The organism is Clostridium sp. CCUG 7971 (assembly GCF_017590215.1).
Taxonomy (GTDB): Bacteria; Bacillota; Clostridia; order Peptostreptococcales; family Peptostreptococcaceae; genus Faecalimicrobium.
Window position 1 is genome coordinate 1 of sequence record NZ_JAFFPK010000066.1, and the last position, 13,809, is coordinate 13,809.

The 13,809-nt window shown below is 27.7% G+C and carries 9 protein-coding genes; 7 read left to right on the plus strand and 2 right to left on the minus strand.

The features are described from left to right. The first annotated feature begins 265 nt into the window (after positions 1 to 265). Positions 266 to 739 (plus strand): hypothetical protein, encoded by a 474-nt coding sequence (locus JWF52_RS09300; RefSeq protein WP_208333299.1) that lies wholly within the window; start codon positions 266 to 268, stop codon positions 737 to 739. A gap of 197 nt (positions 740 to 936) precedes the next feature. Next, positions 937 to 3,144 (plus strand): SH3 domain-containing protein, encoded by a 2,208-nt coding sequence (locus tag JWF52_RS09305; protein WP_208333300.1) that lies wholly within the window; start codon positions 937 to 939, stop codon positions 3,142 to 3,144. Positions 3,145 to 3,207: 63 nt separating this feature from the next. On the opposite strand, the gene JWF52_RS09310 is transcribed toward JWF52_RS09305, so the two are convergent. Together JWF52_RS09310 and JWF52_RS09315 are read right to left on the minus strand one after the other, a co-directional pair. Further along, positions 3,208 to 3,585, minus strand: coding sequence for a hypothetical protein (locus tag JWF52_RS09310; protein ID WP_208333301.1), 378 nt, complete (start codon positions 3,583 to 3,585; stop codon positions 3,208 to 3,210). 251 nt (positions 3,586 to 3,836) lie between these two features. Continuing rightward, positions 3,837 to 4,406, minus strand: coding sequence for a hypothetical protein (locus tag JWF52_RS09315; protein ID WP_208333302.1), 570 nt, complete (start codon positions 4,404 to 4,406; stop codon positions 3,837 to 3,839). A 212-nt stretch (positions 4,407 to 4,618) separates the two neighbouring features. Here JWF52_RS09315 and JWF52_RS09320 point away from each other — a divergent pair, with 212 nt between their 5' ends. The 5 genes from JWF52_RS09320 (at position 4,619) to JWF52_RS09340 (ending at position 13,575) form a co-directional block, all read left to right on the plus strand. Continuing rightward, positions 4,619 to 8,920, plus strand: a complete 4,302-nt coding sequence (locus JWF52_RS09320) for a PolC-type DNA polymerase III (protein ID WP_208333303.1) — start codon at positions 4,619 to 4,621, stop codon at positions 8,918 to 8,920. A 258-nt stretch (positions 8,921 to 9,178) separates the two neighbouring features. After that, entirely contained in the window at positions 9,179 to 10,366 is a 1,188-nt protein-coding gene (locus JWF52_RS09325) for a hypothetical protein (RefSeq protein ID WP_208333304.1), read from the plus strand. 214 nt (positions 10,367 to 10,580) lie between these two features. Continuing rightward, a complete protein-coding gene (locus JWF52_RS09330) occupies positions 10,581 to 11,345 on the plus strand; it encodes an ABC transporter ATP-binding protein (RefSeq protein ID WP_208333305.1) in 765 nt (254 codons plus the stop codon). After that, the gene (locus JWF52_RS09335) at positions 11,332 to 13,251 is read left to right on the plus strand and encodes an ABC transporter permease (RefSeq protein WP_208333306.1); all 1,920 of its coding nucleotides are present in this window, start codon (positions 11,332 to 11,334) and stop codon (positions 13,249 to 13,251) included. The genes JWF52_RS09330 and JWF52_RS09335 overlap by 14 nt, the downstream gene beginning before the upstream one ends. 12 nt (positions 13,252 to 13,263) lie before the next feature. After that, a complete protein-coding gene (locus JWF52_RS09340; RefSeq protein WP_208333307.1) occupies positions 13,264 to 13,575 on the plus strand; it encodes a transglycosylase SLT domain-containing protein in 312 nt (103 codons plus the stop codon). Positions 13,576 to 13,809 lie beyond the last annotated feature (234 nt).

The following is a 13,809-nucleotide window of genomic DNA, read 5'->3' on the forward strand; positions in this document are numbered from 1 at the left end:
AAACTTAATGTAGAAAGTAAGATAAAACAAGATACGGAAATATTAAACCTATCTGAGAAGATAGATGCTGTGGTAACAATACTCTCATATACGAATATTAAATAATATAAAAGCACCTATAATTATAGGTGCTTTTATATTATTTAAAAAATTTAGAAAAAATCGAAAATTTGTAGTTCATATAAAAAGGAAAAAAGCATATATATGTAAAATATAATAACTAACATAAATATGATATTAAAACTAAAATAGGGGATGTGTATATATGAACATTAAAGAAGGAAAGTATAGAATGTTTGAAATATATGCTAAAGAATACAAAAAAGTTATGCAAGAAAAAGATCAAAAAAAGATTAATAGGCTAGAGGAAAAGATGAATACCATAGATAAAGAATTAACTAATTATACTAAAGAATTTTGCAAGCTAGATTTAGAATTTAAGGAAAACTCAAATGAAATTCCAGACCCTATAAAATATTATATGGAAAATGGTACTACATTAAATCCTCATAATTATGTGAATAACACTAAATGGGAAGGGTTTTGGAAAAAATGCAGTGGGAAAGATTTAGAATATTTCATATCGTATTTAGAATATCCAATTATGTACCCAAAACACGAAATTTATGTAGATAATAATAAAAATTTAATAGAAGTGTTTAAAAATGAAACAGGGATTAATAAAACTCCATATGGAGTAATTTGTGCAGAAATTATAAATAAGAAATATTTTAAATGAATTATAAAAATAGAATTTAAAGGTTTGATTTTAAAAAAGTTAGGATGACTAATAGTTTTAAAATAAAATCTAAATAAATCTTCATTGTTGACGAATAGATAATATACAACTATTTTACAACTACTATTATTTACTAGATATATAATATGTCGTATAATTGTCATATATGGAAAATAATGGGATGAGGTGGAGATAAATTGAAAAATAAAATTGCATTAGCAACATTAGCTATGTTACCAATAGCAGCCACTAATGTAAGTGCATCTGGACAGATAGGAGTAGTGACAACAAGTTCCTTAAATGTAAGAAGTGGAGTTGGAACTAATCATAGTGTTATTTTTACTATAAAAAAAGGTGACCAAGTTGAAATAAAAGAAACATCAAATGGATGGTATAAGATAAAAACTAACTCAGGGCAAGAGGGTTGGTCATCTTCTGAATATATATCAACTAGCCAAATTTCAAGACAAGAATCTTCAACAGGAAATAAGAAAAAAACTACTGATAGAGTAAACCTAAGAAATGGAGCAGGGACTAGCTATAGAGTTATTACTACTTTAAGTAAAGGTGAAGTACTAGAAGTTATTTCAGAAAGCAACGGATGGACAAAAGTTAAGCATGATGGAAGACTAGGTTATATTTCTAGTCAATACCTAGAAAATGTAGGGTCAAGTTCTAGTAATGTATCATCAACAAAAGTAGTTGATACAGAAACACTAAATGTAAGAAGTGGACCAAGTACTAGTAATGGCATAGTAGGTAAACTACGAAGAGGTGAAAAAGTAGGTGTAATATCAGAAAGCAACGGATGGTCAAAAATAAAGTTTAATTCGACTGAAGCATATACTTCTACAATGTATCTAAAAGCAGAAGGTCAAGTTACTGTACCAGAAAAACCATCTCAACCGGAAACTACTCCAGAAGCTACTAAAGAAACAAAAGAAGTAAATACATCTTCATTAAATGTAAGAAGTGGAGCAGGAACTAATCATTCTAAAATAGGAAGTTTAAAATTAGGAGAAAAGGTAGAAGTAATATCGGAAAGTAATGGATGGTCAAAAATAAAATTTAATGGGCCTACTGGGTATGTATCGAGTCAGTACTTAAGCAAAACAAATACAAATACAGAAAAACCATCTCAACCGGAAACTACTCCAGAAGCTACTAAAGAAACAAAAGAAGTAAATACATCTTCATTAAATGTAAGAAGTGGAGCGGGAACTAATAATTCTAAAATAGGAAGTTTAAAATTAGGAGACAAAGTAGAGATAATATCAGAAAGTAATGGATGGTCTAAGATAAAGTTTAATGGATCTACTGGATATGTATCAAGCCAGTATTTAAGTAAAGTAAATACAAGTCCAGAGACACCACAAAAGCCATCTAAACCTGAAACTTCTACTCAAACAAAAGAAGTAAATACATCTTCATTAAATGTAAGAAGTGGTCCAGGGAGTAACTACTCTAAGATAGGAAGTTTAAAACAAGGAAACAAGGTAGAAGTAATATCAGAAAATAACGGATGGTCAAATATAAAGTTTAGTGGAAAAGATGGGTTCGTATCAAGTGAATACTTAAGTCAAAAGGATAGTTCTACACCAGAAAATCCAGCACCTCCTGTTGTAGGTGGAGATAGTGTTCAAATAGTAGATGGTGCTACTGTACATAATAAAGGATTAACTTACTCATTAAGTAGTCACGTTGAAAAGCAGATTAATATAGGTAAAAATGTAAGGAATTCAGCTACTGCAAGTAAAAATGATTTAGAACAGTTCTTAAATCCTAATAATTTTAGAAATAGTAAACAGGGAATGATGCAGTTCTTAAGATTAGATACTTACAAAGGTGGAATAACTGCTAGTGAGTTAAATTCATTCTTGAATGCTCAAAAGCTTTCTTCACAAGGAAGTAATGTGTTCCATAACCAAGGACAAGCTTTTATAGATGCTGCTAGAAAGTATAATATAGATTTAGTATATCTTGTAGCACACTCTATGTGGGAAACTGGATATGGTTCTTCAACATTAGCACAAGGACAAATTTTAACAAGTTATAAAGGACAAGCTTTAAGTTCTCCAGTTAGAGTTTATAACTTCTTTGGGATAGGTGCGTTTGATGGAACAGCCAATTTATCAGGAGCAGAAGCAGCTTATGCAAATGGATGGACAAGCGTAGAAAAAACTATTGAAGGTTCTGCTAAATGGATAGTAAATAATTACATAAAGAGTTCAACACATAATCAAAATACAGTTTATAAAATGAAATTTAACTATAATAACCCAAGGCACCAGTATGCAACAGATGTAAACTGGGCAAATGGAATATCAGGTATAATGTATAGATTAATAGGAATGTATGATACAACAAGTAACTTAAAATATGAAATTCCTATCTATAACGGATAGTACAATAAAAAATAACTAGATTAATATAATATTAATCTAGTTATTTTTTATTAAATATTAATTTTATTTTTTGGTATTTAGATTATTATTAAAAAATCTATAAATTATTGATGCTAATAATGCAATATTTAAGGCAAAACAACCTAAACCAAGTAATCTTAAATCTCCACTAGCGCTCAGTATCCAAATAGTAGTAAATATTGAGAATAGTGCTACTGGAACAAATGCTACAAAATATCTTTTTTTAGAAAATAAAATACATATGATACTTAAAATACATATAAGAGCAATAGGTAACAACAATAATCCGAATTCACTCATAACAAATGGAAAATCAGAACTATCAAATAAATAGAATGAAGATGGTATTACCATTCCCATTAAATATATAAAAACTCCAATATTTCCTAATATATCATAGAGAATACTCCCTTTTTTCATTTTAGTCACATCCTTGTAAAGTATTAAAATATAACTAAATTATAACATTAAATTTCATATTACAAAAATATTTTAAACAACATAAAAATTCCCCATAAAATATAGATTTTAATACGTTATATTTTATAGGGATTCTTTATTAGAGAATTTTTATTTGAAATATCTTTTGTACTTGAAAAACACATCTATATTATGTTCTTTAACTATATTTTTTAAATTACCAAAATTATAGGTAGCTAGCGCGTATTCTCTCATCTTATTAAAACTAGTTTTTCATCATTATCTTTGAAAATTAAAAAGTCTCTTGCTATATCCCAGGCCTTAGACTCTCTAGCAATTAGGTTTTGCTTTAATTTTAAAACACAAAGTTCAAGATCGTAAGGTATATTACCTTTATGAAAATCAGTATTATTAATATCTATATCATATTCAATAATTTTATCCACAATATCAGATAATATTTCTGAGTACTCTTCTTTAGACTTAGTAATATCAGGGTCTAATATATGGCCAACTTCATGAGATAGTACAAACTTGGCGATAGATTGAATGTTAGTGGAGTTAATAGGGATAATATTTTTATCTACATTTATAAAAGTAAAGAAGTTATAACAAAAAGATAAAAATCCAAGTTTGGATGCTAAAATAAATTTAAAGTTAGGCAGTGTGCAAATCGGTATGTTTCTGGTTTTAGAGTAATAAAGATATACTTTTTTACTTATATTAAGACTTGATAAAGACTTTTTAAGTAATTTTTTTTCTCCTAATTCATGGTAGTAAAGTGCTATTTTTCTATAATTATCTGCATCAAAAGAAGACATGATAACACCGCCTTGCGTTATAGTATTGTATATTATAATATTAAATAAAGTTAAATTTGTAGCTAATCCAATTTAAAATAGTACAGGTATAAATTTAAGTTTGAAAAATCAAAAAATTTCGATAAAATATTGATATGAAAATTTAGATAACATGCTAGTCAAAAGGGTATATACCTATGATATAATAGTTAATCTATAGAAGGGAGTTGCCTATGGAAAGTGTAAAAGAGTATTTAGATAAATTAGAGATAAATAACAATATATTAGCAAAGCAACTAAAAGAAGTTTATATAAAGAAAGTAGTGTATTTTAAAGAAGATAAAATAGTTTATTTTCATTTAACTTCAAAAGATGTAGTATCAAACGAACTATTAGAATCGTTTAGAGAAGAGCTAAAGGAAAAGTTAAATTATTTTAAAGATATAAAATTAAAAATAAGATATACAGGACTTGATAGGAAATCAAACAAAGATATAATCAAAAGATACTGGGTAAATATTATGTATATACTAAAAAGTTTGTGTCCATCATTAGCAGGATGGCAAAAGCAAGTTGAATACTTATGTATAGATGATTTATTAAAAATAAAATTACCTAAAGGTTTATTTTATGATAGATTAATGAAGCAAAATATAATTCATGTAATTAAAACGGTATTAATTGAAGAAATAGGAATGGAAATCAATATAGAAATTGAAAGAGCTGTCGATGAAGAAGTAAATATTGAAAAAATAATTAAAAAAACAGATAGAATAACTGAAGAAAAAATTAGAGAATTAGAAATAAGTAGCCAAACTAAATCTGAAGAAGATGAAGAAGTAGGATACGTTATAAAACCAGAAGTTGATGAAAGTTTAATATATGGTGAAAATGTACATGCCATGGTAGAACATATTAAAGACTTAAATAATACCTCAGGGACAGTAAGTGTAATTGGGGAAGTTTTTGATGTTGAAACTAAAGAACTTAGAAATGGAAAGATTTTATTAATAGCTTCAGTTACAGATTATACTAGTTCAATAAGTTGTAAACTTTTCTTAAATGATACTAATAAAGATAGTGTACTGGACCACGTTAAAAAAGGTTCATATTTAAAAATTAAAGGTGACGTAATTTATGATACTTACCAAAGAGAACTTACTATGACGATAAGTGGTATAAGACAAGAAAGTAAGCCTGAAAGAAAAGATTTAGTTGAAGGTGATAAAAGGGTAGAGCTTCATGCACATACTCAAATGTCTTCTATGGATGCACTTTGTCCTACTAAAAAATTAGTAGAAAGAGCAATTAAATGGGGACATAAGGCAATAGCGATAACAGACCATGGAGTAGTTCAAGCATTTCCAGAAGCCATGAATGCAGCTAAAGGTCATGATATAAAAATACTTTATGGAGTTGAAGGATATTTAGTAGAAGATGATGCGCAAATTATAGAAGATGCAAATGATAAGCCTTTAACACAAAGCTTTGTAGTATTTGATATAGAGACTACTGGTTTTTCTAACACTAACGATAAAATAACTGAAATTGGTGCAGTTAAAATAGAAAACTTTAAAGTAGTAGATAAATTCAGTGAACTTATAAATCCTCAAAAAGATATATCTTATAAAATACAAGAATTAACAGGTATAACTAATGATATGGTTAAAGATAAGCCTACAATAGAAGAAGTATTACCTAGATTTTTAGAATTTATAGGAGACAGCGTATTAGTTGCACATAATGCTGAGTTTGATATGGGATTTATATCAGAAAAATGTAGACAACAAAACATAGAGTTTAATAATAAAAGTGTGGATACATTAACACTTGCTAGAATATTACTTCCAGATTTAAAAAGACATAGATTAAACGTAGTTGCAAAAGCATTAGGTGTGCCTCTTTTAAATCACCATAGAGCAGTAGATGATGCACAGGCAACAGCACTTATATATATAAAGTTTTTAGAAATGCTTGATAAAAAAGGTGCAAGTACTTTAAGTGAAGTTAATGAGGTACTTGGAAAGATTGATTATCAAAAACTAGGAACAAATCATATAACATTAATTGCTCAAAATTATACAGGACTTAAAAATCTATATAAAATAGTTTCAGATGCACATGTTAATCATTTTTATAGAGCGCCAAGAATACTAAGAAGTGTACTACAAGAACATAAAGAAGGAATAATTATAGGTTCTGCTTGTGAGGCAGGGGCTGTATTTAGAGCAGTTAAGAAAAATGTTCCTGATGAAGAAATGAAAAAAATAATCGAAATGTATGATTACATCGAAGTTATGCCAATAGACAATAACCGCTTTATGATAGATAAAGGTGAAGTAAGTGATGAAGAGGAATTAAGAGATTTAAATAGAAAGCTAATAGAAGCTGCATATAAATTTGGAAAAATTCCAGTTGCAACAGGTGATGTTCATTTTTTAGATAAGCATGAAGCAATTCATAGAAAGGTATTAAAATACTCTCAAGGGTTTAAGGTTGAAGATGAAGAAACCTACCTTCACTTTAGAACAACTGATGAAATGTTAGAAGAATTTAAATACTTAGGTGAGGAATTGGCTTATGAAGTTGTAGTAACAAATACTAATAAAATTGCAGATATGGTAGAGGTTATAAAGCCGATACCAGATGATACTTATCCACCAGTAATAGAAGGTTCAGATACTGAACTTAGAGAAATGTGCTATGAAAAAGCTAAAAGAATATATGGAGATCCAATACCAGAAGTAGTAATAAATAGATTAGATAGAGAGTTAAACTCTATAATAGGTAATGGGTACGCCGTGATGTATATAATATCTCAAAAACTAGTTACAAAGTCATTAAGTGATGGATACCTAGTTGGTTCAAGAGGGTCAGTTGGATCATCATTTGCAGCTACAATGAGTGATATAACAGAGGTTAATCCTCTTCCAGCTCATTATATTTGTGATGACCCAGAATGTAAGTACTCATACTTTTTTGAAATAGGAGAGTATGGTTCAGGAGTAGATTTACCTGATAAAGATTGTCCTAAATGTGGAAAACCACTTAGAAAAGATGGTCATGATATACCGTTTGAAGTTTTCCTAGGATTTGAAGGTGATAAGGAGCCGGATATAGACTTAAACTTCTCAGGAGATTATCAACCAATAATTCATAAATATACAGAAGACTTATTCGGTGAAGGTTACGTTTATAGAGCAGGTACAATAGGTACAGTGGCAGAAAAAACAGCATTTGGATATGCAAGAAAATATGTAGAAGAAAATAATATTCATGTACCAACAGCAGAAGTACTAAGACTTTCTAATGGATGTACAGGAGTTAAAAGAACATCAGGACAACATCCAGGTGGAGTTATGGTTATACCTCACTATAAAGACGTATACGACTTTACACCAATACAGTATCCTGCAAATGATACTTCTTGCGGAGTTATAACAACTCACTTTGATTATCACTCAATAAGTGGTAGAATATTAAAACTTGATATACTGGGACACGATGCTCCGACCATGATAAGGATGCTAGAAGATATTACTGGAATAACTGCAACGGATATTCCTCTAGATGACCCAGATACAATGTCATTATTTACTTCAACAGATGCACTAGGTGTAACACCTGAAGAGATAAATTGTCCAATAGGTTCACTTGCAGTACCAGAGTTTGGTACAAAGTTCGTTAGACAAATGCTTCTTGATACTAAGCCATCAACATTTGCAGCACTTGTTCGTATATCTGGACTTTCTCATGGTACCGATGTTTGGTTAAACAATGCACAAGATTTAGTAGTAGATGAAGTAGTTGGAATAGATGATGTTATATCAACTCGTGACGATATAATGAACTACCTTATATTTAAAGGATTAAAGCCTAAAAATGCCTTCACAATAATGGAAAACGTAAGAAAAGGTAGAGGACTAAAACCAGAGCATATAGAAGAAATGAAAGAAAATGATGTACCAGAGTGGTATATTGGTTCGTGTCAAAAGATAAAATACATGTTCCCCAAAGCCCATGCCGTGGCTTATGTTATGATGTCATTTAGACTAGCATATTGTAAGGTTCATTATCCAGAAGCATTTTATGCAACTTACTTTACAACAAAAGCAGAAGACTTTGATGCGGATTTAATAGTAAAAGGACTTCCTGCTATAAAAGCAAAAATAAATGAAATAGAAAGTCTTGGAAATGATGCAACAGCTAAAGAGAAAAACATGCTAACAGTACTTGAAGTAGCTCTTGAAATGTATGCAAGAGATATAAAAATACTTCCAGTTGATATATATAAATCAGATGCAACAAAATTCCAAGTAGCAGGAGAAAAATTACTTCTTCCTCCGATGATAGCTTTACAAGGGGTGGGAGAAAATGCTGCTATTAATATTCAAAAAGAGAGAGAAAATGGAGAATTTATCTCAAAAGAAGAATTAAGAAAGAGAACTAAAATTTCAAAAACTGTAATAGAAACACTTACAGTTCATGGTTCACTTGAAAACATGAGTGATGAGAACCAATTGTCTTTATTTTAAAATATAGATAGCTTTATATAAATATTTTAATCATTTAAAAGATATTGATTTAAGAATCAATATCTTTTTTACATATAGAAAACAAAAAGAGGAAGATAAAAAATGAAAAAAGGTATTTAATTACAGTTTTTTATAAAAATAAAATATATTGCTAAAAAATAAGATTAATCTATGAATATCTATAAACTAAGTAAATTATAAACCGATAAACTTTATATAGATAAAACTATAAATAGTTTATTAGGAGCAGAATAAAAGATGATTAACAATATAAACAAAAATCCATATAATATGAATCCTTATACAAATATCCCTACAAAAATTAATGGTGAAATTAAGCAAATACAAAATAACTTTCAAGAGATAGACAAAAATCTTTTGAACCAAATTAAAGAACAAATTCAAAATGCAGAATTAATAGCTATAAAAATGATTAAGGGAGAAAGGTTAACTACAAATGAAAAAAAATTTATATCTGAGAAATATCCTGATATAAAAGAAACAGCAGAGCAATCGATAAAAGAAAGTAAAAATATAAAAGAACAATTAAAAAACTTTAAAACAGATGAACAAAGACAACAATTCTTATCTAAGGTAATTAGTAATATAAAAGCTATGGGTAAAAATGGAGTATTATCAGAAATACAAGTTAAAATTAAATTATCATCTATAGAAGAAGTAAAAAAGTTATTTCAAAAGGATAAATTAGAAAGTAAAAAGGCAGAAATAATAGCTACAAAGTTAGTTAAAGGAGAAAAATTAACTTCAAAGGAGAAATCTTTTATATCTGAAAAATACCCTGATATAAAAGAAACAGCAGAACAATCAATAAAGGAAAGTAAAAATATAAAAGAAGAATTAAAAAGCTTTAAAACAGATGAAGAAAAACAACAATTCTTATCTAAGGTAATTAATAATGTAAAAGCTATGGGGAAAAAGGGAGTATTATCAGAAACTCAAGTTAAAATTAAATTGGCATCAATAGAAGAAGTGGAAAAGTTCTTTAAAAAGGATAAATTAGAAAATAAAAAAGCACAAGTAATAGCTACAAAACTGGTCAAAGGAGAAAAGTTAAATTCAAGTGAAAGAAATTTTATAACTGAGAAATATCCGGATATAAAACAAATAGCAGAACAATCAGTAAAAGAAAGCAAAGGTTTAAAAGAACAAATACAAAATTTAAAAACAGATGATGAAAAACATCAATTATTATCTAAAGTAATTAATGACTTAGAAGTTATGGGGGAAAAAGGAATACTTTCAGAAATTCAGATTAAATTTAGTATTCTATCTATAGAAAAAATAAAAAAAGAAATTAATAAAGAGAAAGAATTGAATTTTACTCTCAACCCATATATATATACGATTTTAGAATATTCACTAGGTAATTTAGCAGGAATCATTATATTTATAATAGTAATAGTAGGATTTTTATATTTAATTTAATGATAATTTTTAAAATATCAAAATTGAAAACAAAGCAGTACAAATACTCAAAGAAAGTACAAACTTGATTATATTAAGTTTGTACTTTTTTTATAGTAAATCTATAGATCTATGTGACAAATTTGTAAGGAAATTGAGATATAAATCGATTCTACGTAATTATAAAAAACTATATACTAAATTACTGTAAAGAAGAAAAAGGAGGTACACAAATATGTCGAAAATACTACAAGTTAAAAACTTAAAAAAGTCATATGGAACTAAAAAAAATACACAAACAGTGTTAAACGGTATAGACCTTGAAATAAACAAAGGAGAGTTTGTAGGGGTAATGGGACCTTCAGGAGCTGGTAAAAGTACTCTTTTAAATATTGTTTCTACTATAGATACAGCATCCAGTGGAGAAATAAATATAGAAGGTAAAAATATAACTAATTTAAACAATAAACAAATATCTAAGTTTAGAAGAGAAAGTTTAGGATTTATATTCCAAGATTTTAACTTATTAGATACTTTGTCTGTAAAGGACAATATTGCACTACCATTAGCTCTTGCTCGTGTTGATGCAAAGGTGATAAATAAAACTGTAAAGTCAATAGCTACTACACTAGGAATTGAATCATTGCTTGATAAATATCCTTATGAAATATCAGGTGGACAAAAACAAAGAACTGCTTGTGCTAGAGCTATAATTACAAAACCTTCGCTAATATTAGCTGATGAACCTACAGGAGCTCTTGACTCTAAATCATCTGCAGATCTTTTAAACGCTATGACTAGCTTAAATCAAGAACAAGATGCAACAATAATGATGGTTACTCATGATGCATTTGCTGCTAGTTATTGCAAAAGAGTTTTATTTATAAAAGATGGATTAATATTTAAAGAAATAATAAGACCTGGATCTAGAAAAGAATTCTTTAAAGAGATCTTAGATGTCTTATCTTTGATAGGTGGTGGTGATAGTGGTCTTATTTAATATAGCTAAAAAGAATATAGAGAAAAACTTAAAAGGATATTTCTTGTATTTTTTCTCTATAGTATTTACTGTATGTATATACTATACATTTAAAAATCTACAGTATAACCCAAGTATAGATAGTGCATTGGCAGGAAGTAGTAAGGCATCTACTGCATTTAATTCTGCTTCAGTTGTAATTGCTTTATTCTCAGTACTATTTATATGGTATTCAAATAGTTTCTTTATAAAGAAAAGGAAAAAGGAAATAGGTTTATATGCTCTTTTAGGAATAGAAAATAGAGAAACCGGACTTCTTTTATTCTTTGAAACATTAATAATAGGAATAGCATCACTAATAATTGGAATAGTGTTTGGAATTATATTTTCAAAACTTATGTTAGGAATACTTTTAAAAATTATAGGATTAAATTTAAGTATACCTTTTTCAGTATCATTTAAAGGTATATTTGATACATTTGTACTTTTTATATTTGTATTTTTAGTTATTGCTTATCAAAGTAATAGAATAATTTATAAATTTAAACTTATAGAGCTATTTAAAGCTTCAAGCGTATCGGAAAAAGCTAAAAAAGGATCGAAGTTATTAGCTATCATATCAATAGTTCTTATAGGATTTGGATATATAAATTATATTTCAGTTTTAAATGGAATGGATATAGTAATGGCAGCTATGGTTACTTTACTTACAGTTGTATTAGGTACATTTTTATTCTTTAGTTCGTTTATGTATTTTGTAATTAGAAAGAAAAAAAATAAAGAATCAAACTATTACAAAGGACTAAATATGATATCTACATCTCAATTACTTTATAGAATCAAAAGTAATGCGAAGATGTTATCTATAATATCAATATTAAGTGCGACTACTTTAACTGCTATAGGTGTATCTATGTCAACGTATTTTATGAGTTCTGAAAATGTAGCTAGTGTTGCTCCATTTTCTTATACTTTAAAAATTGATAATAAAGGTTATATAAAAGAATTTGAAAATATTTTAAGTAAGTCTAGTGAACATAAATTAGTTGATAAAGCTAAATTCACTTATATAACATTACCAGAGATAAAAAATGATTCAAATTCTGATTATACAGAAGAGTATGAAATAATATCTCTATCTAATTTAAATCAATTACTAAAGATAAAAGGCGTTAAAGAAGTTGGCAATATAAAAGATAATGAATTTATTAACGTATCTTCTAATGGGTATGGTTCTTATACTAAGCCTGTTATTAATATAGATAATGTGTATAGACTTGAATTGAATGTTAAATCTAGATTAGATGAAAAGTTATATAATACAGAAATACCTCAAAACACTATAGTTGTATCTGATAGTACTTTTGAAAATTTAAAATCAAATAATAAAATAAATAACTATTATTTATATAATTTATCTAATGCGAAAGATGGTGAAGATTTTAATAATAAGGTTTTAAAGTTAACTGAAAAATATGCAGTTGGAGATTATGAAAAATCTACGAATAGTTTAGTAAATTCTTATTACTCAACGTTTAAAGATACATTTACAACTTCTGGAATAATGGTATTTATAGGAGTATTTGTAGGGTTAGTGTTTTTAGTTTGTACTGGTAGTGTTATATTTTTCAAATTACTATCTGAGGCTCAAGATGAAGCACCTAGATATAGTGTATTAGACAAAATAGGTGTAGACAATAGTGATGTAAAGTCATCTGTTTATAATCAAGTTGGATTTAATTTCTTTGTACCGTTATTAATAGGAAGTATTCATAGTATTGTAGCAAACTATGTTGTTTGTAAAATGTTTGGACAAAACTTAATCTTTGTAATGGCGTGTACACTTATACCATATTCAATAATTTATGTAGTATATTACTTACTTACATCTAAGTTTTATTTTGATATAGTTACTAAAAAAAATTAAGGAGAATTTAATATGAAAAAAATAATATCTATTGCAATAGCAATTTTAATAATACTAGGGGGAGCATTTTTCGCTGTAAGAACATTGCTATTTCCTGTTAAATATAAATCTGATATAAAGAGTATTTCTAGCGAATACAAGATAGACCCATATGTATTAGCTACACTTGCACACTTTGAATCAAGATTTGATGATAAAAAATATGAGAAAAATTCAAACAACGGGATTTTAAGATTTAGTGATAAATCTTCAACTGAATTAGCAAAAGAATTAAATATGAGCGGATTTACACCTAAGGATTTAGTTAATGAAAAACTAGTTTAAAATTAGGGGCATATTATATATCTAAATTTAGTAATGAAGGTTTAAGTAAAGTAGTTCAAGAGTGGAATGTTAAAAATGGTGAAGAAGCTAATTTTGATAGAAGGGAATACGCTCAAAAGTACTATCTTCCTAAAATAGAAAAGAATATAAAAATATTTAAATTCTTATATCCAGATTTTAAAAAATAAATTTAAGTACTTAGTTAATACAAGGGTCTATCTTAAATAGAATATA